Genomic DNA, 26,424 nt, shown 5'->3' on the forward strand with positions numbered 1-26,424 from the left:
GCAGCGGCGATCAAGCCGTCAGGAACGACCGTGCTCGGCCGCCACCGGCGGCTCCAGCTCCAGCCAGCCCTCCACCACCGCCCGCAGTTCGTCCACGCCCTGCCGCGACTGCCCCGAGAACGCCTGCACGCCGACGCTGTCGGCGAAAAGCGATGCCAGTTCCTTGCGCACCTTCTGCAGCGCCTGCGCCTGCTGCCCGCGCCCGAGCTTGTCGGCCTTGGTCAGCAACGCGTGGGCCGGCAGTCCGCGCGCGGCCGCGTAGCCCAGCATCTGCAGGTCGTACTCCTTGAGCGGATGGCGGATGTCCATCACCACCACCAGGCCGCGCAGCGCCTGGCGGGTCCGGAAGTAGTCGTCGATGAAGGCCTGCCAGTGCACCTGCAGTTCCTGCGGCACCTTGGCGTAGCCGTAGCCGGGCAGGTCGACCAGGCAGCGGCCGGGCTGCACTTCGAAATACACCAGTTGCTGGGTGCGCCCCGGCGTCTTGGACACCCGCGCCAGCGCGTTCTGGCGGGTCAGCGCGTTCAGCGCGCTGGACTTGCCCGCGTTGGAGCGGCCGGCGAAAGCCACCTCGAAGCCGCCGTCGGGCGGCAGCTGGCGGGCGTTGTGGGCCGAAAGGAGGTAGCGGGCACGTTCGATGAGCTGCGACATCCGCATAGGATCGCATGTCCCCCGCCTTGCTGCGCCGTTCGTTGACCGATGCGCGGCGCCATGCCGATAATCCGGACGCCTGCGGAGGCAGCGCCCCCACGCCCGCGGTCCAGGTCCATACGGAGCTTTAGCTGATGCGCCATGCTCGCGTTCTTGCCTTCACTGCCCTTGCCGTTCCCGTCATCGCGGCGGTCGCGTTCGCGCAGTCCGCGGTGACGCCCGTCCCGGACAACGCGCCGGTGCGGGTGGCGCCCTTGGAGATCGACCTCTCCAAGACCACCTGGGGCGATGCCAAGGCCGGCCAGGCCAAGGCGGCCGCCTGCGCGGCCTGCCACGGCCCGGACGGCAACCCTTCGGTCGACATGTACCCGCGCATCGCCGGGCAGAGCGAGCGCTACATCGCGCACCAGATGGCGCTGATCGCCAACGGGCAGCGCACCGGCGGCGCGGTCGCGGCGATGGTGCCGTTCGTGAAGGACCTCACGCCCCAGGACATGCGCGACATCGGCGCGTATTTCGCCACGCAGAAGGCAAGCGCCGGCCTGGCCGACGACACCGTGGTCGCCGAAGGCCCCTACAAGGACATGAAGTTCTACGAGATCGGGCAGAAGCTCTACCGGGGCGGGGATCCCTCGCGCGGCATCCCGGCCTGCATGGCCTGCCATGGCCCGACCGGGGCGGGCAACCCGGGCCCGGCCTACCCGCACATCGGTGGCCAGCACGCCGCCTACGTGGCGCGCCGGCTGCAGGAATACCAGTCGGGCCAGACCACCGAGACCGACCGCCACCTGTTCGACATCATGGCCCAGGTCACCCATTCGCTGACCGAGCAGGAGATCCAGGCCCTGTCCAGCTACCTGCAAGGCCTGCACGACCGGGCCGACGACGAGGCGGCCGCGGCGACCCTGCCGGCCGCGCCGCCCGGACGCTCGTGAACCTCGGGCCGCCGCGGCGGTCCAAGCGCAGGTCCCATCCAGGCGCCGGTCATCGACCGGCGCTTGCTTTTCACCCCACGGAGCACGCATGAAACTGCCATCCCGACTGCTGATGATCCTGCTCGCGTTCGTCCCCCTGGCCGCGGTCGCGGCCGCCCCGGCACCGGTCGCCGGGCAGGACTACGTCGAGATCGCCGACGGCCAGCCCTACCAGCCGCTGGACGGCAAGATCGAGGTCGCCGAGGTGTTCGGCTACACCTGCCCGCATTGCGCGCACTTCGAACCGCGGCTGGAGCAATGGGTCGCGCGGCTGCCGAAGTACGTGCGCTTCACCCCGGTGCCGGCCGCGTTCGGCGGGCAGTGGGACGCGTTCGCGCGGGCCTACCTGGCCGCCGACCTGCTGGGCGTGGCGAAGAAGAGCCACCTGGCGATGTTCCAGGCGATCCACGACAAGCACAGCATGCCGATGCAGAACGTCGCGCCCGAAGAACTGGCCGCGTTCTACGCCGACTACGGCGTGCCGCAGCAGCAGTTCATCGATACGCTCAGGAGCGACGAGGTGGAGGCGCGCCTGAAGGCCGCGCGCGAGTTCGCCATGCGCAGCGGCGTGCCGGGCACGCCCTCGATCGTCGTCAACGGCCGCTACCTGGTCCGCGGCAAGGACTTCGACAGCCTGCTGCGGGTGGCCGACTGGCTGATCGCGCGCGAACACGCCGGCGCCTCGCGGAAGTAAGATCCCCGCACCTGGAGGCACGGCGCCCTCGCGAGGGCCCGCCATCAATACCCCGCGCATGGATGCGCGGCGCCGTTGCGAGGGACTCGCAACCAACTCGTGCCATCATGCGTCCCCTGGCCGGCCGCCGGCCGCCATCCCGTTTCCCGTTGGAGATCCATTCGATGAAGAGCCGTTTTGCCCTGACCCTGATGGCGATCCTGCCGGTCCTGGTGGCCTGCAAGGCCCAGGACGGCAGCGCCGATACCGTCGCGGCCACCCCGGCCACGCCGGCCAGCGCCCCGGCCGAGCAGCCCGCCGCCACGCCCGCCCCGGCGACCCCCGAGGCGCCGGCCGACGCGGGCGCCGAGCAGGCCGCCGCCCCGGCCCAGGAGGCCGGCCATACCCCGGCCGCCAACCCGCCCTCGCCGCCGAGCGGCCCGGAGCCGGTGGCCGGCACCGACTACGTCGACATCGAGGGCGGCCAGCCCTTCCAGCCCGCCGCCGGCAAGATCGAGGTCGCCGAGGTGTTCGGCTACGTCTGCCCGGCCTGCTTCCGCTTCCAGCCGCTGATCGGGCCGTGGAAGGCCGGCCTGCCGTCGGACGTGAACTTCGTCTACGTGCCGGCGATGTTCGGCGGCACCTGGGACGACTACGCCCGCGCCTTCTACGCGGCGCAGACCCTGGGCGTGCAGGAGAAGACCCACGAAGCGCTGTACCAGGCCATCCACGTCGAGCAGACCCTGAAGGGCGAGCGCGGCCGCGACTCGGTGCAGGACATCGCCAACTTCTACGGCAAGTACGGCGTGGACCCGAAGAAGTTCGCCGACACCATGGCCAGCTTCGGCGTGCAGACCCAGACCAACCGCGCCAAGCAGTTCGCCACGCGCAGCAAGATCACCGGCACGCCCTCGCTGATCGTCAACGGCAAGTACCTGGTCAAGGGCACCAGCTACCAGGACATGCTGCGCATCGCCGACCACCTGATCGCGCGCGAGCGGGCCGCCGGAGCGAAGTAAGCCCGGAACCGTCGTGAGCGATTCGGAAACGCGTACCCTGCGGGTGCTGACCGCCAACATCCAGGCCGGCTCCAGCACCCGCCGCTACAGCGACTACGTGACGCGCAGCTGGTCGCACGCCCTGCCGATGGGGCGCAAGCGCAACAGCCTGGACGCCATCGCCAAGCTGGCGGGCGAGCGCGACATCGTCGGCCTCAACGAGGCCGACCCCGGCAGCCTGCGCTCGGGCTTCACCAACCAGACCCACTACCTGGCCGAGCGCGCCGGCTTCAATTACTGGAGCCACCAGCCGAACCGGCGCATGGGCGGCGTGGCCTCCAGCGCCAACGGCCTGCTCAGCAAGCTCGAGCCGGTCGAGGTGCAGGACCATGCCCTGCCCGGCCGGATCGGCGGGCGCGGCATGTTGCTGGCCAAGTTCGGCGAAGGCCGCCAAGGCCTGGCGGTCGCGGTGGCGCACCTGTCGCTGGGCGCCAACTCGCGCAAGGCGCAGTTGGCCTTCATCGCCGAACTGCTCTCCGAGCACCCCAACGCGATCCTGATGGGCGATTTCAACTGCGTGGCCGACCGCCCGGAAATGCAGCCGCTGTATCGCCATACATCGTTGCAGCCGCCGGGCTGCGTGATCCCCAGCTTCCCGAGCTGGCGGCCGGAGCGCGCGATCGACCACATCCTGGTCAGCGACGGCCTGACGATCGGCAAGACCGAGGCCATCCCGGCGGCCTTCTCCGATCACCTGGCGATCGGCATGGACGTGAGCGTGCCGCGGAAGCTGTTGAAGTGAGGGCCGGCGAGGCGCCGGCCGCATCTTCGGCAAGGCCCTGTCGCGACTGAAGTCGCTCCCACAGGAAGCGAAGCGCGGCATTCGCGAGGCGCGGCCCGCCTCCATCGCCGATTCGCCTGCCTCGCCTTCCCCGGGAATCGCGCAAGCCGCGACGGGGATTTCCCTGGGGAGCCCCGTCGCGGCCTGCGCCGTTCTTGCGGAATGCCTCAGAACTTCAGGTCCGCCCGCACGTACCAGTAGCGTCCCTGCGGGATGTCGTAGGTGGACGCGTCGTAGCCGTTGAGCGAGCACGACAGGCAGATCGGCGGATCCTTGTCGAACAGGTTGTTGACGCCGGCGGTCAGCTGCAGCCCGTTGAGCCAGGCGAAGCGATAGCCCAGCTGCACGTCGTGGTAGGTGATCGCATCGAGCGTGTTGGTACCGGCGGCCTGGTTGCTGCAGACCGGGAAGGCCACCGCGTCGCCGCACTGCTCGGTCAGCTCGGAGATGTGGCGCACCGTCCAGGCCGCGTTCCAGTTCCCCAGCGACCAGTCCAGCGAGGCGTTGCTGGTCCACTCCGGGATCGAACTGTCGACCACCTCGATGCCCGGCCCCTGCGGCTGCCGCTGCCCGGCCGCGCCGGTGGCCTCGTAGCGGCCCACGAAGGTGTTCTGCCACTTCACCTTGAAGCGGCCGAGCGCGGTCTCCGGCAGCGTCCAGAACAGGTCCACGTCCCAGCCGTCGGTCTTGATCGAGCCGAGGTTGGTCAGGCGGTTGTTGAAGCCGTTGATGCCGCCGGTGGAGGCGCGCGTGATGCCGCCGCAGTAGGTCGGATCGAGCGTGTCCACGCACAGGTCGAGTTGGGTCTGCGCATCGATCGCCTGGATCGCGCCGTCGACGTGGTGGCGATAGAACGTCACTTCGATGTCGAAGCGGTCCGACCAGGCCGCGTTGCTGCCGAACCACGGGCTCCAGACGAACCCGGCGCTGAAGCTGCGCGAGCGTTCCGGTTCGAGATCGCGGTTGCCGCCGGTGGTCACCGAGATCTGCGAGTTGGCCTGCTGGTAGCCGGCCGGCACGCCGAGCGCAGCGCAGTTGGCCGCGCTGCCGCGCGGCGGCGTGCCGCCCAGGCCGATCGAGCAGGGGTCGGAGAGCGTCAGGTCGGCGCGCGCCGCCGAGCCGTACAGCTCGCCGATGGTCGGCGCGCGGAATCCTTCCGCGTAGCTGGTGCGCAGCACGAACTCGTCGGTCACCTGCCAGCGCAGGCCGTACTTGGGCGTGAACTCGCCGCCGAAGGTCGAGTAGTCCGAGTAGCGCCCCGCCAGGCTCAGGTCGAGCTTCTCGCCCAGCGGCGAGTCGGCGAAGATCGGCACGCTCAGCTCGAGGTAGGCCTCGTTGACGTCGTAGCTGCCCGAGGTCGGCAGCGACGGCACGCCGTTGTAGTGGCCGGCCACCGTCAGCGGATCGGGGCGATACCAGCCTTCGTACTTGCGATGCTCCAGGCCGGTGGCGAAGGAGACCGGGCCGGCCGGCAGCCGGAACAGCTCGCTGCTGAGGTTGGCGGTGAACAGCGTCAGCTCGTTCTGGCTGCGGTCGCGCACCACCGGCTGGATCCAGCGCAACATCTCCGGCGTGATGCTGCCGGCGCCGCCGAAGATGTCCAGCGGCACGCAGCCGGCCACCGCCGCGCACGCGGCCGGGTCGCCCAGCGCCAGCGCGATGTTGTAGATGTTGTAGCTGCCGTAGTTGGTCTGCTCGGCCTTGTTCTTGCTGTACATCGCGTTGATGTCCCAGAACCAGGTCCGGTCGGCCGATTCGAAGCTGCCGACGAAGCCGGTCCCGACATACGAGGTGTCCACGCGCTGTTCGAAGATGCGCGCCCCGCCTTCCACGGGGCGCCGGCCGATCATGATCAGGTTGTCGGACGAATCCAGGTCGAACCCGAACGGGTTGTACGGATTGAGCGCCGAAATGAAGACGTTGTCGGCCAGCGGATTGCCGGTGCCCGCGTCGGGCCCCAGGAAGATCGGCTCCGGCGCGGCGCGGTTGACCGATTCGCGGCGGTTGCCCAGCGCCTTGAGGTACCACTGCACGTCGTCGTTGAAGAAGAAGCGGAACTGGCCGAACACGCCCTTCCGTTCGGATGGCGTCAACACCATGTTCTCGGCCGCGAAGTTGTAGCGGTCGGCGGTGGAGAAGCAGTGGTAGTCGTCGTTGCGCGCGCAGCCGGCGCTGCCGTCGTAGGACGGCGCCCCGGACCGGCCGCCGTTGAGCGTCAGGTCCTGCTCGGCACCGGTGTTGGGATCGACGAAGACGAAGCGCCCGTCCGGCGTGGCCGAGCTGCCGAAGGCAAGCCCGGTGCCCGGGGTCGGGTAGTACGACTGGCGGCGATCGCGCGCGTACACCGGATCCTGCTTCACGTAGCTCGCGCCGAGGAACAGGCTGGTGCGCTCGGTACGGGTACCCCAGGCGAGGTCGAAACCGCGGTTCTCGCCGTCGCCCTTGCCGTACTGCCCGTAGTTCAGCGTGATCTGCGCGCCGTCGAACTCGCGCCGGGTGATGATGTTGACCACGCCGGCGATCGCGTCCGAGCCGTACAGCGAGGACGCGCCGTCCTCCAGCACCTCGATGCGCTCCACCAGGGCCAGCGGGATCGTGTTGAGGTCGGTCGAGGCGCCCACGCCGGAGGCGGAGGACTCGTTGATCCAGCGGATGCCGTCGACCAGCACCAGCACGCGCTTGGCGCCCAGGTGGCGCAGGTCCACCTGCGCGGAACCGGCGCCGACGCCGCTGCCGTCCGGCGGGAAACCGAAGTTGCCGGACGAGTTGAACTTGGCGTTGAGCGCCGAACCCGAGCCGGTGAGTTCCTGCAGCACCTCGCCGATCGAGGTCAGCCCCGTGCGCTCGATGTCGTCGCGGGTCAGGGTCTGGATCGGCACCTGGCCCTGGACTTCGGCGGTCTTGATGCGGGTACCGGTCACCTGGACGCTGTCCAGCGTCTTGGTCTCGGTCGTCCCGGCGTCCTGGGCCCGTGCCAGCAACGGCAGGCAGAACGCCGCGCCCAGCAGGGCGTGGCTCAAAGGATGGCGGCGCAGGTACTTCATCCGGCTCTCTCTCCAAAGGGGATGGGAAGGCCGCCACGTTCCCCCTGCGCCGCAGCGGCTGACCCGACTTGTAAACAAATCGTGAATAGATGGCAAGCGGCGGCACACAACGACACGTGGTTGGCACGCAGCCGGCACGTCGGTCCATCACGCCTGTTCAGCGCGCAGCGGCGATACTGCCGCGATGAAGCGGACCCTGACCCTGTTCATCCTTTCCATCGCCGGCCTGCCCGCCTTCGCCGGCGCGCAAAACCTGGAGGCGCAGCGGCCGGCCATGCGCAGTGCGCTCGAGGCCGCCGATGCCGGCCGCCTCGAGCCCGACGAACTCGCCGCGTTCTCCAGCCATCCGCTCTATGGCTGGCTGCAGTACGCCAGCCTGCGGCGCAACATCGACCGCATCTCCAACGCCCAGGCCCAGGACTTCCTCAAGCGCTACGCCGGCCAGCCGGTCGCCGAGGCGTTCCGCGGCACGTGGCTGCCCGCGCTGGCCCGCCGCCAGGACTGGAGCGCGCTGCTGGCCAACTGGAAGCCGACCGACAACGTCGGCCTGCGCTGTGCCGAGCTCAATGCGCGCCAGGCCCTCGGCAAGGCCGACGCGCAATGGGTTGCCGATGCGCAGGCCCTGTGGTCGAGCAGCGGCAAGTCGCTGCCGGACGCCTGCGACCCGGTGTTCGCGGTGCTGGAGGCGCGCGGTGGCATGACCGACGCGCTGCGCTGGCAGCGCGTGGAAGCGGCGGCCGACGCGCAGCAACCGGCGGTGATGCGCAGTGCGGCCCGCGGGCTGCCGGCGGCCGAGCTGGCCCAGGCCAACGACTACGCGCAGTTCCTGGCCCAGCCCGATACCCGGGCGCTGCAGTGGCCGAAGACCGATCGCAGCCGCCGCATCGCCGTCGACGGCCTGGCCAAGCTGGCCAAGGCCGATCCGGACGCGGCCGAGCGCCTGTTGCCGCAGGTCGCCGGCGCGCTCGGCTTCAGCGACGCGCAGCGCGGCCAGGTGCTCTACCAGATCGCGCTGTGGACGGTGGCGTCCTACCTGCCCGATTCCGCGCGCCGGCTCGACGCGGTGCCCGAGGCGGCCTACGACGAGCGCCTGCACGAATGGCGCGCACGCGAGGCGATGGCGCGCGGCGACTGGCCGTCGGCGCTGGCGGCGATCCGCAAGATGCCGGCTTCGCAGCGCAACGACTCGCGCTGGCAGTACTTCGAGGCGCGGTTGGCGGAGAAGACTGGCGATGCCGCGGCGGCCCAGGCCCTGTACCGCCGCGCCGCCGGGCAACCGACCTTCCACGGTTTTCTCGCCGCCGACCGCCTGCAACAACCCTACGCGCTGTGCCCGTGGCAGCCGAACGACAGCGCGCAGGCCAAGGCCGCCGTGGCGCGCGATCCGGCGCTGGTCCGCGCGCTGGAGCTGTACAAGCTCGACCGCGCCGGCTGGGCGACCCTGGAATGGAACGACGCCCTGACCCGCTTCGACGACACCCAGCGCCGGCTCGCGGTGGAAGTGGCCGGCGACAACGGCTGGTTCGACCGCGCGGTGTTCGCGCTCGGCAAGCAACCCGACGAACAGCGCCTGTACGCGCTGCGCTTCCCGCTGCACCACGACGACACGATCCGCCGCGAAGCCGCGCGCAACGCGCTCGACCCGGCCTGGGTCGCCGCCGAGATCCGCGCCGAGAGCGTGTTCAACCCGAACGCGCGCTCGCCCGCCAACGCGATGGGCCTGATGCAGGTCCTGCCCGCCACCGGCGCGAGCGTGGCCAGGTCGATCGGCCTGGCCGGCTACGGCGGCGCGTCCAGCCTGTACGACCCGGACACCAACATCGCCATCGGCACCGCCTACCTGCGCCAGCTGCTGGACAAGTACGGCGGCCAGCCCTACGTGACGATCGCGGCCTACAACGCCGGCCCGACGCCCGCCGCGCGCTGGCTCGGCCAGCGGCCCAGCCACGACCCGGACATCTGGATCGAGACGATCAGCTACAAGGAGACCCGCGAGTACGTGGCGCGCGTGCTCGCCTTCAGCGTGATCTACGACTGGCGGCTCAACGGCGACGCCCTGCCGCTGAGCGACCGCCTGCTCGGCAAGCTGGTGGACACGCGCAAGAAGTTCGTCTGCCCGTCGTCGGCCAGCGCGGGCGGTCGCTGAGTGGGCCTGGTCGCGTGGTGCCTGCTGTTCGCGGCGGCCAGCAGCCTGGCCTGGTGGATAGTGAATGGCGGCGGCGCGGACTGGATGGAAGGCTGGAAGGCCGCGCTTCTCCTCGACGGCCCTTTCGCCGGCTTCTGGAACGCCGAGCAGATCCGCCTGTACGTCCTGCTGCTGTGGCTGGCCGGGCTGGTGTGGTTCGTGATCGGGCTGTTCGTGCCCGGGGCGCGCGGATTCGGCTGAACGCCGCGGCGCATGCATGCCTTCAGGCATCATGGCGGGCATGAAGATCTATCTCGTGGGCGGGGCGATCCGCGACGAACTGCTGGGCCAGCCGGCCGGCGACCGCGACTGGGTGGTGGTCGGCGCCACCCCGCAACGGATGCTCGATGCCGGCTACAAGCCGGTGGGCCGCGATTTCCCCGTGTTCCTGCATCCGCGGACCGGCGAGGAGTACGCGCTGGCGCGCACCGAGCGCAAGAGCGGGCGCGGCTACCGCGGCTTCGTGGTCGATGCCGACCCGTCGGTGACGCTGGAAGAAGACCTGCAGCGGCGCGATTTCACCATCAACGCGATCGCCCGCGACGAGGCGACCGGCGAATTGGTCGATCCCTACGGCGGCGTGCGCGACATCGAACGGCGCGTGCTGCGGCACGTCGGTCCGGCCTTCGTCGAGGACCCGCTGCGGGTGCTGCGCGCGGCGCGCTTCATGGCCCGGTTGGCGCCGCTGGGCTTCGGCGTCGCCGGCGAGACCCTGGCGCTGATGCGCGAGATCGCCGCCGGCGGCGAACTGGACGCGCTGGTGGCCGAGCGCGTGTGGCAGGAACTGCGCAAGGCGCTCGCCGCGCCGCAGCCGTCGGCCTTCCTGCGCACGCTGCACGACGCGGGCGCGCTCGCCGCGATCCTGCCCGAGGTCGAAGCGCTGTACGGCGTGCCGCAGCGCGCCGAGTTCCATCCGGAAGTGGATACCGGCCGCCACCAGGAACTGGTCAGCGACATGGCGGCGCGGATCGCGCCCGGCGATGCGCTGGTCGGCTTCGCCGCGCTCGTGCACGACCTCGGCAAGGCGCTGACGCCGCGCGAGGAGTGGCCGCGCCACGTCATGCACGAGCAGCGCGGCGTCGCGCCGGTGCGGGCGTTGAGCGAGCGCCTCAAGGTACCGGCCGACTACCGCGACCTGGCGGTGATCGCCTGCCGCGAGCACCTCAACGTGCACCGCCTGCCCGAACTGCGCGACCGCACCGTGCACGAACTGCTGCAGCGCTGCGACGCCTTCCGCCGCCCCGAGCGCATCGCGCAGCTCGCCAAGGTCTGCGAGGCGGACAAGCGCGGCCGGCTGGGCAGCGAGGATGCCCCCTATCCGCAAGGCCCAGAGCTGCAACGCCTGCACGCCGCCGCGATGGCGGTCAACGCGCGCGACCTCGCCGCACGAGGGCTGCAGGGCCCGCAGATCGGCGAGGCGCTGGCGAAGGCGCGGATCGCCGCGATCGCGCAGGCGCGGTCGGCCGCGTAGGACCCCGCCGCCCGGCCGAGACCCTGCTGGGATCCGGAGCCCCGGATATTCATGGCGCTTGCGGGATTCCTTCCACCGTCGTCCCCGCGAAGGCGGGATCCGGCGCCTTGCACGGGAACGACGGCGGATGTCCGCGGGCCCTCGCCTACATCTTGAAGTTGAGGCTCAGCATGTAGGCTCGCCCGTTCTTGTAGATGTAGTACGGGTGGTCCTTGCTGCCGATGTAGCTGTAGTAGGTCTCGTCGAGCAGGTTGCTGCCTTCCAGCGAGATGCGCAGGCGATCGTTGATCTGGTAGCCGATGGAAGCGTCGAGCTGGGTGAACGCGTCGGTCATCTGCTGGCCGTTGAGGCGGCCGATCTGGGTGAAGTATTCCGAACGCCAGCCCAGGTTGATGCGCGCGCTCCACTTGCCCTGCTCGTAGTACGGGCTGAGGTTGTAGGCGTTGCGCGAGTTGTAGGGCAGGCTGAAGTCGCCGTCGGTGCTGGCTTCGGAATAGGTGTAGTTCGCCACCACGCCGAAACCGTGGCCGAAGTTGTGCTGGAAGTTGGCCGACACGCCCTTGACCCTGGCGTTGCCCGCATTGGTCGGCACCGAGGTCAGGTAGGTGCTGGAACCGCCGGTGGTGGTGTTGAGGAAGGTGCGTTCTTCCACCGTGGTCAGCACGTAGTTGGAGATGTCGCGGTAGAACAGCTCGGCGCTGAGCAGGCTGCTGGGGGTGAAGTACCACTCCAGCGAGGCGCCGTAGTTGTTGGACTCGTAGGGCTTGAGCCCCGGATTGCCGGTGGAGGCGGTCAGCGTGGTGTTGTCGGTGGCGACGTAGGGCGTCATGTTGGTGTAGCGCGGCCGCGCGATCACCTTGGCCGCGGCCAGGCGCAGGACCAGGTCGTCGCGCAGGTCGTAGGCGAAGTTGAACGACGGCAGCCACTTGCCGTAGCTGCCGCGGTAATCGACCGGCGTGTAGCCGCCGTCGGCGTCGTAGCTGTAGCCCTCGGTCGAATCGCGCGTGTGCACGTAGCGCACGCCGACGTTGCCGCGATAACGATCGCCCGAGAAGTTGCCCTGCACGTACCAGGCGCGGATCTGCTCTTCGATGCCGTAGCTGGCGCTGTAGCTGAAGTCGAGCGCGTCGGCCCCGTCCAGGGTGCCGGCGTAGCGGCCGATGGCGCCCCTGTCGATCGTGGCCCAGTGCTGCATGTCCTGGCTGGCCGAGATGCCGTCGAGGTACCCGGACGGCGTGGCCCCGCCGTAGAAGCCGGACAACGTGGCGTCGCCGTCGAAGTTCCAGGTGGTGCTGTACGAGGTCTGCCCCATCGCGTGGTTGCTCGCCTTGATGCCGGTCAGGATCTGGGTGAACGGCCCCCACTCCACTGCATGGTCGAAATCGAGCTGCAGGTATTTCTCTTGGTCGTACTGCGGGCTGTGGCTGGCCGAGAGATTGCGCAGCCGCATGTGCGACGGGTCGGTCGGGTCGAGGTCGTAGTCGATCGACGTGCTGCGGTGGTCGATGCCGTAGCCGTAGCCGCCCAGCGAGGCGAACTGGATGCCGTAGATGCGCTCGGCGCCGCCGGTGGAACGCGTATAGCCGGCCTGGCCGGACGCGTTCCAGCCGTCGCCGTGCCAGTCGGCGCGCAGGTTGATGCTGCCGGTCTTGACCTCGGTGTTGCGCAGGTAGCCGTCGAGGTAGGTCACCGAGTCGTTGCCGAACGTGCCGGAGGTCGCCACGCCGTTCTCGAAGCCGAGCGAGGTCGCATCGGCGGTGTTGGAACCCCAGTAGGCGTAGTGGCTCTGGTTGTAGTTGTCGAAGGATTCCTTGACGTACAGGCCGGTGAGGTTCAGCTCGAAATCGCCGTCGGGCTTCCACTGCAGCGCCGCGGTCACGCCGTCGCGCTTGCGGGTCTGCTCGAACAGCGCGGTGTTGAGCGAGGTCGGGTACTGGCCGGTGTTGCCGCCGACCACCGACGCGGGGAAGTCCGCGCTGGCCACCTCGTCGTAGCCGAAGATCTCCACGCCATCGCGGCGCAGCACCTTCTGCGAGTGCATCACCGACGCCAGCACGCCCAGCGTCTCGTCGCGGTTCTTCCAGCTGTACAGCAGCGAGGCGTTCGGCTTGCCTTCCTCGGAACGGTCGTTGTAGCCGTAGCTCACGGTGCCGGTGAGCGTGTTGCGGTCCAGGTCGAGCGGCTTGCGGGTGTGCACGATCACGGTGCCGCCGATCGAGCCTTCGTCGATGCGCGCTTCCGGCGTCTTGTAGACCTCCATCAGCCCGACCACCTCCGGCGCCAGGATGCTGTAGTTGAACGAGCGGCTGTCCGGGTCGTTGGGATCGCCGCCCCAGCTGGTGGAAGCGATGGTCTGGCCGTTGAGCAGCACGCGGTTGAGTGCCGGGTCGGTGCCGAGGATGCTGACCTTCTCGCCTTCGCCGAACTGGCGGTCCACGGTGATGCCGGACAGGTGCGAGAGCGATTCGGCGACGTTGGTGTCCGGGAACTTGCCGATGTCCTCGGCGCTGATCGCATCGACGATGGCGTCCGCGTTGCGCTTGACGTTGAGCGCCTTGCCCAGGCTCGCCTGGTAGCCCACCACCTTGACCGCGTCCATCGTGGTGACGTCCTGTCCGGAGGCGGCGGCCGGCGCGGCGGCCTGGCCGGCGCTCGCATCGGCGGCGGCCGGGACCTCCTGCGCGGCGGCGAGCGCGGGATGGACGACGCCGCCATAGACCAGGCCATGCACGGCCAGCGCCAGCGGCGCGGTGCGCATGCGGCGCAGCCAATGCGAAGAGCGGGGTGGAGCGGACAGGGAGCGGGGCGGGTTCAACGTCATGGTCGGACCTTCTGGCTATGCGGTGATGGATGCGCGCTGCGCGCGGCATGCACCGCCCGTCCCCCTGTCCGGACGGCGGCGGCAGTGGGTTGTGGCGCCGCGGCAAGCACGGCGTGGAACGTCGTCGAGAGGGCCGCACCTCCGCTGATAACGTTATCTTCCGAGGGCGTATAGGTATCCCGTTTTGCAACGCCGCTGCAACGTTCGCGGCGGAGACAACGTGATCTTCCGTCAGGTCTCCTTCATGATCCCGCCGCTGCGGCGTGACCGGGCGCACGTTTGTGCCCGCCGCCCCGGTGGGCGGCGAGTTAAGGTTGCTGCGTTGCGGGAGCGCGGTGCGTGCCGGCGCCTGCCGAGCGGGCGCGGCCGGGGATCGGCTATGCGCGCTGTCCGGCGATCCAGGTCTCCAGCACCTGCAATCGCGGGTCGAGCAGCACCAGGTCCGCCTGGTAGCCGGGCGCGATCGCGCCGAGGCGGTCGCCGAGGCCGATGCACTGCGCGGGATAGGTCGAGGCCATGCGTGCGGCCTCGTCCAGCGGCACGCCGAGCAGTTCGACGGTGTTGCGCACCGCGCTGGCCATGTCCAGCGCGGAACCGGCCAAGGCGCCGGCGGCATTGCGCACCACGCCGTCGATCTCGGTGATGGTCTCGCCGTACAGGTCGAAGCTCGGGCTGTCGGCGCCGACCATCGGCATCGCGTCGGTGACCAGCAGCAGCTTGCCGCGCGGCTTGGCCGCCAGCGCGACGCGCAGGCTGGCCGGATGCACGTGGACGCCGTCGACGATGATGCCGCACCAGGTGTCGCGGTCCTCCAGCGCGGCGCCGACCACGTTGGGCTCGCGCCCGGCCAGCGGCGACATCGCGTTGAACAGGTGGGTGAAGCCGCGGATGCCGGCGACGATGCCGGCGCGCGCCTGTTCGTAGGTGGCCGCGGTATGGCCGGCGAACACGATCGCGCCGCGCGCGACCAGCGTGCGGATGTCCTCGGCGGGCACGCGCTCGGGCGCCAGCGTGATCAGGGTGACGCCGTTGTCCAGCGAGGTATCGACCTCGATCTCGCGCGCATCCGGCACGCGGAACACCTTCTCGTCGTGGGTGCCCTTGCGCGCCGGGTTGAGGTACGGCCCTTCCAGGTGGATGCCGAGGATGCCCGGCACGCCCTGCGCGATCGCTTCGCGCGTGGCCCGGATCGCCGCGGCCATCTTCTCGGCGGTGTCGCTGATCAGGGTCGGCAGCAGCCCGGTGGTGCCGTAGCGCCGGTGGGCGCGCGCGATCGCGGCCAGGCCCTCGGGCGAGGCGTCGTTGTTGAACAGCACGCCGCCGCCGCCGTTGACCTGGATATCGATGAAGCCCGGCAGCAGCGTGCCTCCGCCCAGGTCGACGCGCTGCGCCGCGGCGGCCGCGCGCGGATCGCCGGCGGCCACGACCGCGGCGATCTCGCGCCCGTCGAGCAGCACCGCGACATCCTCGCGGAAACCCGCCGGCGTCAGTACCCGGCCATTGACGAGCGCGACGGGCGTGTTGGCATCCTTCATCAGACGGTTTCCGTGACCTTGTTGAGGTGCGGCGGCAGGTCGGGGTTGTAGCCCCGGCGCAACGCCAGCGCGTTGATCGCGCGGTAGAAGCTCTGGACGGTCAGCAGCGGCGTGCACACCGGGTGCGGAGCCCCGGCCAGTGGCAGCGCCAGCGCCTGGCCGCGGGCCGGCGCGCTGCCGTCCGCCAGCCACACCTGCGCACCGCGGGCGCCGAACTCTTCCGCCAGCGCACGAGTGCCGGCGCCGGTCTCGTCCGGCTGGGCGAAGGCCAGCACCGGGAATCCAGGGCCGACCAGCGCCATCGGCCCGTGCTTCACTTCGGCCGAGCTGTAGGCCTCGGCATGCAGGCCGCAGGTTTCCTTGAACTTGAGCGCCGCTTCCTGCGCCGCGGCCAGGCCCAGGCCGCGGCCGAGCACGAACAGGTTGCGCGCATCGACCAGGCCTTCGGTGAGGCTGCGCCAATCGGCCTGCCAGGCCGCGCCCAGGGCGGCCGGCAGCGCATCCAGCGCCTCGAGCAGGGCCGGTTCGTTCTTCCACGCCGCCCCCAGCTGCAGGATCGCCGCCAGCGAGGCGAGATAGCTCTTGGTCGCGGCCACGCTCTTCTCCGGCCCGGCGCACAGCGGCAGCACGGTGTCGGCGAGTTGCGCCAGCGGCGAGTCCTCGACGTTGACCAGCGCCACCACGCGCGCGCCGGCGGCCTTGGCGGACTCGGCGTTGCGCAGCAGGTCCGGGCTCTTGCCGGACTGCGAGATCACCAGGTACAGCGCGCCCTCGAGCTTGAGCGGCGAGGCGTAGACCGAGCCGACCGACGGCGAGGCCGAGGCGGTGACGATGCCCAACTGGGTCTCGAACAGGTACTTGGCGTAGGTGGCGGCGTGGTCGGAGCTGCCGCGCGCGCAGGTCACCACGAACGGCGGCGGCGCCTGCCGCAACGCGTCGGCCAGCGCCTGCACGGTGGCCCGGTTGCGGGCGAACTGGGTGGCGACCACGTCGGCGGCCTGCGCCGCCTCGCGGAACATCAGCGTATCGGTCTCGTTGGGCAATGCCATTGGGAAGGATCAGGTCGGTTCTGTTGGAAGGGGACGCGGCGGCGAGGGTTGCAGCGGCGCGGTGGAGCCGCGCACCACCAACTGCGGGACGAAGCCGCGGTTCTGCAGTTGCACCGCCTGCTCGTCGTAGGCGTCGCTGCGCAGCTGGCTGATCAGCAGGCGCGCGGCATGGCGCGCGATGTCCTCGGTCGCCTGCTTGGCGGTGGTCAGCGCCGGCCACGACTGGCGCGAGAACGGGCTGTCCTCGAAGCCGGCGATCGACAGCTGGTACGGCACGTTCATGCCGGCCGACTTGGCCGCGGCCAGCACGCCGGCGGCGATCTCGTCGTTGCTGCCGAAGATCGCGGTCGGCGGCTCGCGCAGCGACAGCAGCCGGCGCGCACCGCGGAAGCCGTCGTCGAAGGTGTAGTCGCCCTGCACCACCAGGTGCTTGTCGAGCGGGATGCCGTAGTCCTTCAGCGCCGCCTCGTAGCCGGCGTAACGCTCGCCGCTGGAACGGTGCTGCGGGCCGCCCCACAGGAAGCCGATGCGCTGGTGGCCGAGCTGGATCAGGTGCTCGGTGATCTCGTAGGCGGCGTCGCGGTCGTCGATGTAGACGCAGGGACCGTCGCCCGGGTCCTCGGTGGCGGCGATGATGCGCACGTGCTTGATGCCGCGCGCACCCAGCCCGGCCAGCAGCTCGGGCCGCTCGGACATCGGCGCGGTCAGCACCAGGCCGGCCAGGCGCGAGCGCTGCACCCACTCGGCCAGCTCCTCGGCCAGCAGCGGCGAAGTCGAGTCCACCGGGTTGATCTGCAGGCCGAAGCCGGTCTCGCGGCAGGCCGCGAGCACGCCGTTCTGCACGCCGATGATGTGGTACGGGTTGGGGTTGTCGTAGACCAGCCCGATCACGAACGGCGTGCCGCTGCGCAGGTTGCGCGCGGACGGATCGGGTTCGTAGTCCAGGTCGGCGATCGCGCGCAGCACGCGCGCGCGCGTGGCCTGCATCACCGAGGGTTCGTTGTTGATCACGCGCGACACGGTCTTCAACGAGACCTTGGCGCGTTCGGCGACATCCTTGATGGTCGGTCTGCGCATGTTCTGGTCCTGGCTGCCTGATCCGCCCATGATGCCCGGATCAGCGCCGCTCCGCCGGCAGGCCGGCGCGGTGCCCGAGCATCGAGTAGAACAGGATGTACAGGTAGCACGGCACGGTCAGCAGGGCGAACACGAGCTGGAAGTCAAGGTATTGCTTCAGCACCGCGAACAGCTGCGGGATGATCGCGCCGCCGGCGATGCCCATGACGAGCAATGCCGAGCCGGCCTCGGTGAAGCGGCCCAGGCCCTTGATCGCCAGCGGGAAGATCGCCGGCCACATCATCGCGTTGGCGAAGCCGAGCGCGGCGACGAAGCCCACCGAGAGATAGCCGTGGGTGAACAGCGCGCCCAGCGAGAACGCCACGCCCAGCAGCGCGGAAACGCTGAGGTAGCGCGCCTGCGAGATCACCCTCGGGATCAGCACCAGCCCGGCCAGGTAGCCGGCCAGCATGGCGCCGAGCGTGAACGCGGTGAATACCTTGGTGCGGTCCAGCGGCAGGTCGAAACCACGGCCGTAGACGCCGATCGCATCGCCCGCCAACACTTCCACGCCGACGTAGACGAACAGGCACAGCACGCCCAGCCACAGGTGCGGGAACTGGAAGATGCTGCTGCGCTGGCCCGCGCCGCTCGCCATGGCGGGCGTCGCGTTGGCCTCGGACGCCTTGATCTCCGGCAGCGGCGACAACAGCACGCCCAGCGCCACCACCACCAGCAGGCCGGCCATCACCAGGTATGGCGCATGGATCTTGGCGGCGAAGGCGTCGAGCAGCTGCTCCTTGGTCGCCGCATCGGCCGCCGCCACCTGTGCGGACAGGTCGCCCACGCCGTGCAGCACCACCGTGCCGATCACGATCGGCGCCAGGATGCCGGCGACCTTGTTGCAGATACCCATCACCGCGATGCGCCGCGCCGCGGTCTCGATCGGGCCGAGGATGCTGATGTACGGATTGACCGCGGTCTGCTGCAGCGCCAGTCCGCTGCCGATCACGAACAGGCCGACCAGCGCGCCGGGATACCAGCGCTGCGTGGAGAACTCGCCGAACGCGGCTGCGCCGATCGCCATCACCACCAGGCTCAGCGCCAGCCCCTTCTTCATGCCGGTGCGCTTGAGGATCCACGACGACGGCAGCGCCAGGAAGAAGTAGGACAGGTAGAACACCATCAGCACCAGGAAGGCGTTGACCTCGTCGAGGTCGAAGGCCAGGTGCACGAAGGTGATCAGCGGTCCGTTGACCCAGGTCAGGAAGCCGATGATGAAGAACAGCAAGCCGACGATGGCGATCGAAGCGAGGGGATTGGCTGGCCTGGCGGGTGACATGGATCGGCGGGCTCCTGCGGAGGGGCGGTGGGTTGGCGCGCGTTCTCGGCGCGCTCTAGCGCCTGAGTTCGGCGACGAAGTCGTAGTAGTCGTTGTGGCAGTAGGTATCGGTCAGCTCGATCGCGCTGCCGTCGCGGGCATAGCCCACGCGTACCACGTGCAGGATGGCCTCGCCGGTGCGCATCTTCAGGTGCTCGGCCAGCCGCGCCGGCAGGTTGAGCGCGCGGAAGTACTGCAGCGCGCGCACCACCGGCGTGCCCTGCGCATCCAGGTAGGCGTACAGCGAGTCGCCCACCCGGTCCGGGTCCGGCACGATGCGCTCCGGCAGCACCGCCTGTTCGTAGGCCATCACGCGGTCGTCGGCGCTGCGCAGGCGGGTCAGCGCCGCCACCGTCGAGTCCGGCGACAACCCGAGCCGCATCAGTTCCTCGCCGTGGGCCGGGCGCAGCCGGCGGTCCAGCCAGCGCGTCCCCGGTTCGTAGCCCTTGAGGCGCAGCGTCTCGCTGAAGCTGGCCAGGCCGCTCAGCTGGTGCTGGATGTGCGAGGTGACGAAGGTGCCGGCGCCCTGCCGGCGGGTGACCAGCCCCTGCTCCACCAGGGCATCCACGGCCTGGCGCAGGGTGACGCGGGAGATGTCCAGCCGCTCGCAGAGATGGCGCTCGGCCGGCAACGCCTCGCCGCTTTTCCAGCGGCCTTCGCGGATGCTGTCGCCGAGCTTGGCCGCCAGTTGCAGGTACAACGGCGTGGGTGCCGACGAGTCCAATACCAGCTCGTCGAGCCTCTTGTCGTGCTCCCGCTTGGACTTGGCCATCCCTCTCCCTCGTGGACGCTAACTCATTAGGTCCAATATATTACCAATTTGGGATTTGTACACCCCGAGGCCGGGGCTGACCGCCCAGGCCAGGCCTACAGGCGCACGTAGATCCGCCGCCGGTCCATCCACCAGGCCAGCGCCCAGCACAGCAGGGTGTAGGCCAACGCGCACAGCAGCGAGCCGGACGGCCCCGGCGCGATCCGCTGGAACAGCGCGATGCCGAACCAGTCGTACAAGCCCATGCCGGGGGCGACCTGCACCAGCTGCAGGGTCACCACGAACAGCTCCGAGAACAGGTAGATCGCCAGCGGGTTCTTGCCCAGCACCGTGAAGAAGCCGCTGCCGCGCCGGTGGCCGCGCAGCTCGATCCAGGCCACCAGCAGCGCCAGGCCGACCAGGTCCAGGCCCACGGTCAGCAGCACGAACGGGCCGGTCCACAGCTTCTTGGAGACCGGGAACCAGGGGTTCCACAGCAGGGCCAGCGCCACCAGCGATGCGCCGGCGGCCAGCATCCACCCCACCGCGCGCGGCGTCTTGCCGGCCGTGCGCAGCCATTGGCCGGCGAGGTAGCCGCCCAGCACGTTGGAGGTCGCCGGCAGCGCGCCGAGCAAGCCTTCCGGGTCGAAGCCGCCATCCTTGCGATACAGGTGGTCGCGCCCGACCAGCCACAGGTCCAGCCGGGTACCGGCATTGGCGAGCTTGTCCAGTTCCAGGCCGGGCGTGCCGAACAGGTACAGGATCGCCCAGTACGCGAGCGGCAATGCCAGCGCCAGCCACGGCAGCGCCCTGCCGGGCAGGTAGCGCACCGCGAGCGCGGCCAGCAGGTAGCAGATCGCGATCCGCTGCAGCACGCCGAACACGCGGGTCTGGTCGAACGGCTTGAACGCCCAGTGCCCGTCCACCGGATGCACGAACGGGTACCAGTACATCAGGAATCCGCACAGCAAGATCAGCGCCGCGCGCTTGGACACCCGCCGCAGGAAGTCCGCCTCGCTACCGCCCGGCGCGGCGAAGCTGAGCGCGTTGCCGGTGACGAACAGGAAGGTCGGGAACACCAGGTCGGCCAGCGTGAACCCGAACCACTCCGCGTGCACCAGCTGCGGATAGGCATGGGCGCCGGGGCCAGCGGTGTTGACCAGGATCATCAGGAAGATGGTCAGGCCCCGCAACACGTCGAGGGAGAGGAAGCGCTCGCGCGCGGCGGCCGGGACCGGGGCGACGGCCAGGCTCATGGCGCGGCCTCCAGCTGCAGCAGGGCGCGAATGCCGGCGAACGCATCGCGCGGCGGGCCGCCCGGCGGCGGCATCGCGTCCGACTCCGCCCACCGCCGCTCCCATTGCACCAGCTCGCGGCCGAACGCGGCCTCGTCGAACGCCGCGCCCGCCTGCTGCGCGGCGCGATACGCATCGAGGAAGCGTATCCAGCGCTGCAGGTAGAAACCGTCGTACATGCCCTGCCACGCCTTGGACGCGTAATCGGCCAGGTTGCCCTCGCCGCCCCACACGCTGACCTGCGCGCGCGCGTTGGCGACGTAGTAATCGGCAAGCCCCGCATCGCCACCGGCATAGGCACGCGCCTGCGCGGTCCAGCTTGCCAGGCTCTCCTGTTGCCCACCGACCAGTCCGTCGATCCCGCGCACGAGGGCCACCGCCTTCGCCCGCGCCGCGTCGCCGGCGGCGAAATCCTTGTCTCCATACGCCCGCACCGCCTGCTGCAGCAACTCGTCCACGCGCAACGTCAGGTAATGGCGCGCGTAGTCCACCAGGTCGTAGCGGAACAACGGCGCATCGCGGTAGCGCGGCGCCTGCGCGAGCAGCGCCTCGATCGCCCGCCGCAGCCGCACCGGATCGCCGGGCTTGTCGTCGAAACCGGCGACCGCGGCGGTGGGACGCTTGAACAGCAGGTAGCCGCCGGCGCGCTTGTTCCACCAGCGCGGGCTCCAGTAGCGCGTGGCGTACACCGACGCGCGCAGGTCCTGCCATGCCGCCAGAAGATCGGCATCGCTGCGGCCGTAGCGGGCGCGGCTGTATTGCTCGATCCACTGTTCCCACGGCCGCGCAGTGCCGTCCCAGGCCAGGTCGTAGAGGTATTCGTAGACGATGGAATTGTTGTGCAGGCCCTCCGGGAACACGCCGAAGCCGGCCAGCTGCCGATGCTGCGGATCGGCCAGCAGCGCCTGCAGGTCCCGGCGGTAGAAATCGAAATCGCCGTAGACCGGATTGCTGCCGCCGTAGTTGTGCACGTAGCCGTAGATCCACTGCTTGCCGTCGAACGCCTGCGAGGCCTTCCAGGTGCCGGGATAACGGTCGTTGCCGATATCCAGCACCAGCATGCGCGCATCGGGCACCCTGCTCAGGAACGCGGCAATCGCCTCGGGCTGCCAGAACTCGCGGTCCGCCCCGAACAGCCAGCCCTGCATCACCCAGGTCGCCTTGGGGTTGGCCTGCGCGATCGAGCGGTAGATCGCCTCGCCGTACTGCGCCAACCGCGCATCGCGCTGCGCCGCGGGCACCGCCTTGGCCTTGGCCGCCTCGGTGTTGGCGGTGCCGTCGCCGTACTTGGCGGCGGCCACGTCGCTGCCGTCGTCGGCCACCGGCGGCAGCATCTCGTTGAAGGCGTCGGCCAGGTAGAACTCGCCCTCGCCGTAGGCCTGCGTGTACAGCTCGATGAAACGCTTGGCGATGCGCGCGAACAGCGGATCGGCCGGGTCCAGCCAATAGGTTTCGTGGAAGCCCTCCCAGGCCCGCATGCGGTAGATGCGCGCCTGCGGATGCGCTTGCGCGAACGCCTTGGGCACGTAGCCCGCGAACGCCGGCAACACCGGCTTCATGCCGAGCTCGCGCATGCGCGCCAGGATCCGCTTCTGCAAGGCCCGCTTGTCGTCGATCCAGCGCTGCGGCAATGGCGCGCGATAGCCCTCGATGTTGCCCATGCGCTGCCACGGCGCGAACGCCGGCCCGGAGAAATAGCCGGCAAGCTCGGCATCGGCCACGCCGAACTCGCGCCACAGCCGCTGCCAGATCGCCTCCTGCCCCTCCATCGCCAGCGGCATGTCGATGCCGTGCAGCGCCATCCAGTCGATCTCGCGCTGCCAGCGCGGCCAGTCCCAGAACGGCGTGGTGTAGCCGTAGGTGCAGGTGTTGAGATAGGCGCGATGCTTAAAGGGCGTGCCCACCCTGGATCCGGCGAAGTCCTCGAAGCGCTCGGGCATCGCGATCCGGTCGCCCTCCCAGCTGATCGAGGCCGCGCCGATCGAGTTCAGGTAGGCGTAGGCGCCATGCGCCAGCGCCACCGGATCGGAGCCTTGCACGTTCAAGCGTCCGCCCTGCGCATCCACGCGGTACCACGCATGGCCCGTTTCGCCCGCCCGGGGACTGAGGGTGATGCGCGCGGCGGCCTCGGCACCGAGGCTGCGTTCCAGCACCTGGTGGGCGGCCTCGTTGGCGCGTGCGCCACCGGCCAGCATCGAACAGGCCAGGAGCATCGACAGAACGGATGCGGGACGTCGGGTGAAGCCTTCTACGTTCAACTCATTCCTCCTGCGGCATTTGGCTCTCGACCGTAACGCTCGACGCCCGAAATCCCTCTCCCTCCGGGGTGGGCACCGCTTGCGCGCCATCGGCACCGGCCCGAAGGGAGAAGGGAAGCGCGGCGCGCTACAAGATCTCCCATTTCATCGTCAGGTAGTAACTGCGTCCGGTGACGCCGGTCATCTGCCAGATGTCGCTGGCCTGGTAATAGGCCTTTTCCTTCTGGTCGGTCAGGTTGACCGCGCCCAGCGAGAAGCTCAGCTTGTCGTTCATCTGGTAACCGAGCTGCGCGTCGAGCTGGGTGCGCGCCTTCATCACGTGGCCCGCATAGGCGAAGAAGCTGTCCGAGCGCGTCTGGTAGTACTCGCTGCGATGCGTCGCCGACAGGCGTGCGCTGAACATCCGGTTCTCCCAGAACGCGGTGGCGTTCCAGGTCTTCTCCGACAGGTTGCTGATGACGAAATCGTCCTTGTAGTCGGGGATCACCCGCGTGAAGTTGGCGGTCACGCCGAATCCGTCCACCGGCAGCCAGCGGTTCAGCGACTGCGTCCACGACAGCTCGTAGCCCTTGAGGTAGTTGGTCTCGTCGCTGTTGAAGGTCTTGGTGAACTCGTAGACCTCGCCATTGGTCGCCACGCATTCGCCTGCCGCGTTGCCGCTCAGCGACACGCCGCCGTAACTGGCCGGGCAGATGTTCTGGTTGTAGGTGCCGTTCTTGATCGCCTTCCAGAAGCCCGACAGCGACAGGCCGCCGCCATCGTAGTACCACTCCACGCCCAGGTCGGCCTGGTTGGCGGTCATCGCCTTCAGGTCGGCCGAGCCCAGCGTCACCGAGTTAAGCGTGCGACCGTCGGTCAGCAGGCTGGTTTCCTCGGTGGTGGCGATGGCCGTGCTGCTGGTCAGGATCGGGCGCACCAGCACCTTGGCCGCCGACAGGCGCAGCAGCAGGTCCGGGCGCATCTCCAGCACGACGTTCAGGCTCGGCAGCCAGTTGTGGTAGCGATAGGTGGAGCTGGCGGTGCCGACGATGTTGTTGGCTTCCTCGTTCACCGCGTCGGGCTCGGTGATCCAGGTATCGGTGTCGCGCTTGGTGTTCTCGTAGCGCAGGCCGAGGTTGCCGCGCAGCGGCATCGAGCCGATCTCGGTTTCGATCCTGGCCAGTGCGTAGCCGGACCAGATGTCGTTGGTGATCGAGTAGCTGCTCTGCGGCGCGAACACCACCGGGATGGTGACGCCCTCGGCCGCCAGCGCAGCCTCGTAGGCGGCGATGTCGGGCACGATGAAGGCGTGCTGGATGGAGTACAGCCCCCCGAGGAAGCCGGTGTCCACCGTGCCGTGCTCGGACATGCGCGGCAGGTCGGCCGGATCGGCGTCGCCGATGATGTAGCGGTCGCGCCGCCACACGTCGCGGTCCAGCGTCTCGCGCCGGTACTTGGCGCCGAACTTGACCGAGCTCAGCCAGCCCCAGCCCAGCCAGCGCTCTGCATCGAGCTGGAAGGAGTCCTCCTGGTTCTCGACGTGCCGGATCGCGCCGTTCGGGTACTCGTTGCGGACCATCGTGTAGGGGTCGTACCAGCTCGCGTCGGCCAGGTCGTTGGACACGCTGAACGCGGGACTGGACGGGTTGGAGATGTCGAGCAGGCTCGAGTCCACCACCACGCCGAGGATCGCGGCGGCCTCGCTCTCCTCGGTCTTGCCCACGGTGTGGTTGAGCGCCCCGGTCAAGGTCCAGTCGCCGGGCGTCCACTTGAAGTCGTAGGTGAGCATCTGCGAGGTCCAGTCGTGTTCCTCGAGCTGCCGGTTGTTCTCCATCCGGTAGTCCTCGGCCAGCACCTGCGTGGCATGGCCGTTCTCCACCGCCTGCACGGTCTCGGTGCCCGAGCTCAACAGGAACACCTGCTGCTTGATGTCGTTCCGGGTCTCGTCCTTGCTGTAGAGCCAGGTCAGGCCCATCTCCAGGTTGTCGGCGGGTTGCCACTGCAGCGCGCCGTTGAGCATCCTGCGCTCGGTGTCGCGGTCGATGCGACGGTAGCGGGTGCGGGTCGGCATCAGCACCGAGTCGCCGCCGTAGGTGCCGGTGCCCCAGCGGTCGATCCAGAAGTAGTCGGCACGGTCCTTGAGCTTCTGGTAGCCGGCGTTGAGGAACAGCCCGAGCTTGCCCTCGCCCGCGTCGAACTGGTCGATGTAGCTGAGCACGCCCTTGGGCGTGGTGCTCCCGACCGAGTCGGAACGCTGGCCGGTGGCCGAGAAGATCAGCTTGCGCTGCCTGTAGTCGAGCGGCTTGACGGTGTCGATGTTGACGGTGCCGGACAGCCCGCCGGCATCCATGTCCGCGGTCGGCGACTTGATCACCTGGATGCCCGCGGCGAGTTCGGGCTGGATGATGTCGTAGCGGAAACCGTCGGTGAAGTCCGCGCTCTTGAAGGTCTGGCCGTTGACCGTGGTCATCGCGTACTGCGGACCGAGGCCGCGGATGCTGATGGTCGAACCGCGGCCGTTGATGCTGGAGATCTGCACGCCGGGGATGCGCTGGATCGCCTCGGCGATGTTCTCGGCCGGGAACTTGCCGATGTCCTGCGAGGAGATGCCGTCGGTGACGCGGATGTCGTCGCGCTTCTTGTCGAGCGCGGTGATCAGGCTTTTCTCGTAGCTGCTGGTCACCGTGATGGCGTCCAGCTCGGCCACCTTGTCCTGGGCGCCGGGCGCGGCGTCCTGGGCCAGCGCGCTGCCGGCGCACAGCCCGGCAGCGACGGAGACGGCAAGCACGGACAAGGAACAGCGACACGAAGGAATGGGGGAGGTGCGTGGCATAGGGCTATCCTGGAATGATGGCTGGACGACGACGGGACGACAGCGATCGATGGACCCGATCGGCCAGGCGTGGCGATCCGCGACGACCGGACCATTCCCGCAGGCACGGCACGCCATCGGCATGGCGGCAAACCCGCCCTGCATGCGCACCCGACCGACATTTCCCCAGCCGCCGGCGCATTGCCTGCCGGAACGGCTCCCCTGGTCCATCACCCCGACGGACGCGTACCAATCGAGGGCGAATCGATTGTCATGGTATTAAAAACGTCATGTCAACGCTCTTCCGTACCTTGTCCAGGACAACTGCGCGCGTCCTCGATAAATCCTCTTTGTTTCAATGCCTTGCGCGCGAAACGGAGCGATTTCGCCGCGCGATCCTGCGCATCGTTGTCAGCCAACGTCTTATGGACCAATTCCGCGCATAGGACCAATGCGCAAAAACGTGCTGCATCGCCGCAATCGCCTGAAAAAAAAGCGGCTTTTGCAGCGTCCCACTCTTTATAAGTGGGTAGCAGGACTTCCATACGAATTTCATTACCAACTGTTGACATCGTTGTCACGACATTCTAAGAATCCGGCAAAGCTCGGGCATGCCCCGGCAATCCACAGCGCACAACGGCCGGGAGCCT

At 69.3% G+C, this 26,424-nt stretch carries 19 protein-coding genes; 7 read left to right on the top strand and 12 right to left on the bottom strand.

Annotation, left to right across the window (positions count from 1 at the left end):
* Positions 1–18 precede the first annotated feature (18 nt).
* Positions 19–651 carry a ribosome biogenesis GTP-binding protein YihA/YsxC gene (gene yihA / locus M3M27_RS16760; protein ID WP_140724050.1) on the bottom strand — a complete coding sequence of 211 codons (633 nt, stop codon included), beginning with the start codon at positions 649–651 and terminating at the stop codon, positions 19–21.
* A gap of 134 nt (positions 652–785) precedes the next feature.
* Between yihA and M3M27_RS16765 the strand changes: the two genes are divergently transcribed.
* The 4 genes from M3M27_RS16765 (at position 786) to M3M27_RS16780 (ending at position 4,098) form a co-directional block, all read left to right on the top strand.
* Entirely contained in the window at positions 786–1,586 is an 801-nt protein-coding gene (locus tag M3M27_RS16765; protein ID WP_140724054.1) for a c-type cytochrome, read from the top strand.
* Positions 1,587–1,674: 88 nt separating this feature from the next.
* Positions 1,675–2,319 (top strand): thiol:disulfide interchange protein DsbA/DsbL, encoded by a 645-nt coding sequence (locus M3M27_RS16770; protein WP_140724057.1) that lies wholly within the window; start codon positions 1,675–1,677, stop codon positions 2,317–2,319.
* Between the two features lie 164 nt (positions 2,320–2,483).
* A complete protein-coding gene (locus M3M27_RS16775) occupies positions 2,484–3,317 on the top strand; it encodes a thiol:disulfide interchange protein DsbA/DsbL (RefSeq protein ID WP_140724060.1) in 834 nt (277 codons plus the stop codon).
* A 43-nt stretch (positions 3,318–3,360) separates the two neighbouring features.
* Complete coding sequence (locus M3M27_RS16780) at positions 3,361–4,098, top strand: endonuclease/exonuclease/phosphatase family protein (protein WP_140724277.1); 738 nt, start codon at positions 3,361–3,363, stop codon at positions 4,096–4,098.
* 206 nt (positions 4,099–4,304) lie between these two features.
* Here M3M27_RS16780 and M3M27_RS16785 read toward each other — a convergent pair whose 3' ends face one another.
* Positions 4,305–7,181: a TonB-dependent receptor plug domain-containing protein gene (locus M3M27_RS16785; RefSeq protein ID WP_434026338.1), complete on the bottom strand. Its 2,877-nt coding sequence runs from the start codon at positions 7,179–7,181 to the stop codon at positions 4,305–4,307.
* 184 nt (positions 7,182–7,365) lie between these two features.
* Between M3M27_RS16785 and M3M27_RS16790 the strand changes: the two genes are divergently transcribed.
* From M3M27_RS16790 to M3M27_RS16800, 3 genes are read left to right on the top strand one after another with little or no spacing between them, the layout of a single operon-like run.
* Entirely contained in the window at positions 7,366–9,327 is a 1,962-nt protein-coding gene (locus M3M27_RS16790) for a transglycosylase SLT domain-containing protein (RefSeq protein ID WP_434026339.1), read from the top strand.
* Positions 9,328–9,567: a hypothetical protein gene (locus M3M27_RS16795; RefSeq protein ID WP_434026340.1), complete on the top strand. Its 240-nt coding sequence runs from the start codon at positions 9,328–9,330 to the stop codon at positions 9,565–9,567.
* Between the two features lie 40 nt (positions 9,568–9,607).
* On the top strand, positions 9,608–10,837 hold the full coding sequence (locus tag M3M27_RS16800) for a multifunctional CCA addition/repair protein (RefSeq protein ID WP_434026341.1): 1,230 nt from the start codon (positions 9,608–9,610) through the stop codon (positions 10,835–10,837).
* A 145-nt stretch (positions 10,838–10,982) separates the two neighbouring features.
* On the opposite strand, the gene M3M27_RS16805 is transcribed toward M3M27_RS16800, so the two are convergent.
* The 10 genes from M3M27_RS16805 to M3M27_RS16850 all read right to left on the bottom strand — a co-directional run bounded on the left by M3M27_RS16805 (position 10,983) and on the right by M3M27_RS16850 (position 26,319).
* Entirely contained in the window at positions 10,983–13,595 is a 2,613-nt protein-coding gene (locus M3M27_RS16805; RefSeq protein WP_434026342.1) for a TonB-dependent receptor, read from the bottom strand.
* A 440-nt stretch (positions 13,596–14,035) separates the two neighbouring features.
* Positions 14,036–15,193 carry an N-acetylglucosamine-6-phosphate deacetylase gene (gene nagA / locus M3M27_RS16810; RefSeq protein WP_434026343.1) on the bottom strand — a complete coding sequence of 386 codons (1,158 nt, stop codon included), beginning with the start codon at positions 15,191–15,193 and terminating at the stop codon, positions 14,036–14,038.
* Positions 15,193–16,242, bottom strand: a complete 1,050-nt coding sequence (locus M3M27_RS16815) for an SIS domain-containing protein (RefSeq protein WP_434026344.1) — start codon at positions 16,240–16,242, stop codon at positions 15,193–15,195. Before M3M27_RS16815 ends, nagA begins: the two co-directional genes overlap by 1 nt.
* Before the next feature lie 9 nt (positions 16,243–16,251).
* Positions 16,252–17,319, bottom strand: coding sequence for a LacI family DNA-binding transcriptional regulator (locus M3M27_RS16820; protein ID WP_140724085.1), 1,068 nt, complete (start codon positions 17,317–17,319; stop codon positions 16,252–16,254).
* 40 nt (positions 17,320–17,359) lie between these two features.
* Complete coding sequence (locus tag M3M27_RS16825; protein WP_434026345.1) at positions 17,360–18,640, bottom strand: sugar MFS transporter; 1,281 nt, start codon at positions 18,638–18,640, stop codon at positions 17,360–17,362.
* 55 nt (positions 18,641–18,695) lie between these two features.
* Positions 18,696–19,451, bottom strand: coding sequence for a GntR family transcriptional regulator (locus tag M3M27_RS16830; RefSeq protein ID WP_434026346.1), 756 nt, complete (start codon positions 19,449–19,451; stop codon positions 18,696–18,698).
* Between the two features lie 95 nt (positions 19,452–19,546).
* On the bottom strand, positions 19,547–20,686 hold the full coding sequence (locus M3M27_RS16835) for an acyltransferase family protein (protein WP_434026347.1): 1,140 nt from the start codon (positions 20,684–20,686) through the stop codon (positions 19,547–19,549).
* On the bottom strand, positions 20,683–22,938 hold the full coding sequence (locus M3M27_RS16840; RefSeq protein ID WP_434026348.1) for an alpha-N-acetylglucosaminidase: 2,256 nt from the start codon (positions 22,936–22,938) through the stop codon (positions 20,683–20,685). Before M3M27_RS16840 ends, M3M27_RS16835 begins: the two co-directional genes overlap by 4 nt.
* 172 nt (positions 22,939–23,110) lie before the next feature.
* On the bottom strand, positions 23,111–25,795 hold the full coding sequence (locus tag M3M27_RS16845; RefSeq protein WP_434026349.1) for a TonB-dependent receptor: 2,685 nt from the start codon (positions 25,793–25,795) through the stop codon (positions 23,111–23,113).
* Between the two features lie 272 nt (positions 25,796–26,067).
* Positions 26,068–26,319: a hypothetical protein gene (locus tag M3M27_RS16850; RefSeq protein WP_434026350.1), complete on the bottom strand. Its 252-nt coding sequence runs from the start codon at positions 26,317–26,319 to the stop codon at positions 26,068–26,070.
* Positions 26,320–26,424: the final 105 nt, after the last annotated feature.

Origin of the sequence: Xanthomonas boreopolis, from assembly GCF_046529185.1 — a bacterium.
GTDB lineage: Bacteria > Pseudomonadota > Gammaproteobacteria > Xanthomonadales > Xanthomonadaceae > Pseudomonas_S > Pseudomonas_S boreopolis.

Excerpts from the sequence above, each read along its gene's own strand:
- M3M27_RS16775 (WP_140724060.1), top strand. The coding sequence starts at position 2,484 with ATGAAGAGCCGTTTTGCCCTGACCCTGATGGCGATCCTGCCGGTCCTG.
- M3M27_RS16790 (WP_434026339.1), top strand. The coding sequence starts at position 7,366 with ATGAAGCGGACCCTGACCCTGTTCATCCTTTCCATCGCCGGCCTGCCC.
- M3M27_RS16825 (WP_434026345.1), bottom strand. The coding sequence starts at position 18,640 with ATGTCACCCGCCAGGCCAGCCAATCCCCTCGCTTCGATCGCCATCGTC.
- M3M27_RS16815 (WP_434026344.1), bottom strand. The coding sequence starts at position 16,242 with ATGGCATTGCCCAACGAGACCGATACGCTGATGTTCCGCGAGGCGGCG.
- M3M27_RS16770 (WP_140724057.1), top strand. The coding sequence starts at position 1,675 with ATGAAACTGCCATCCCGACTGCTGATGATCCTGCTCGCGTTCGTCCCC.
- M3M27_RS16765 (WP_140724054.1), top strand. The coding sequence starts at position 786 with ATGCGCCATGCTCGCGTTCTTGCCTTCACTGCCCTTGCCGTTCCCGTC.
- M3M27_RS16785 (WP_434026338.1), bottom strand. The coding sequence starts at position 7,181 with ATGAAGTACCTGCGCCGCCATCCTTTGAGCCACGCCCTGCTGGGCGCG.
- M3M27_RS16840 (WP_434026348.1), bottom strand. The coding sequence starts at position 22,938 with ATGCTCCTGGCCTGTTCGATGCTGGCCGGTGGCGCACGCGCCAACGAG.
- M3M27_RS16835 (WP_434026347.1), bottom strand. The coding sequence starts at position 20,686 with ATGAGCCTGGCCGTCGCCCCGGTCCCGGCCGCCGCGCGCGAGCGCTTC.
- M3M27_RS16820 (WP_140724085.1), bottom strand. The coding sequence starts at position 17,319 with ATGCGCAGACCGACCATCAAGGATGTCGCCGAACGCGCCAAGGTCTCG.
- M3M27_RS16845 (WP_434026349.1), bottom strand. The coding sequence starts at position 25,795 with ATGCCACGCACCTCCCCCATTCCTTCGTGTCGCTGTTCCTTGTCCGTG.
- nagA (WP_434026343.1), bottom strand. The coding sequence starts at position 15,193 with ATGAAGGATGCCAACACGCCCGTCGCGCTCGTCAATGGCCGGGTACTG.
- M3M27_RS16805 (WP_434026342.1), bottom strand. The coding sequence starts at position 13,595 with ATGCGCACCGCGCCGCTGGCGCTGGCCGTGCATGGCCTGGTCTATGGC.
- M3M27_RS16830 (WP_434026346.1), bottom strand. The coding sequence starts at position 19,451 with ATGGCCAAGTCCAAGCGGGAGCACGACAAGAGGCTCGACGAGCTGGTA.
- M3M27_RS16850 (WP_434026350.1), bottom strand. The coding sequence starts at position 26,319 with ATGGAAGTCCTGCTACCCACTTATAAAGAGTGGGACGCTGCAAAAGCC.
- M3M27_RS16800 (WP_434026341.1), top strand. The coding sequence starts at position 9,608 with ATGAAGATCTATCTCGTGGGCGGGGCGATCCGCGACGAACTGCTGGGC.
- yihA (WP_140724050.1), bottom strand. The coding sequence starts at position 651 with ATGTCGCAGCTCATCGAACGTGCCCGCTACCTCCTTTCGGCCCACAAC.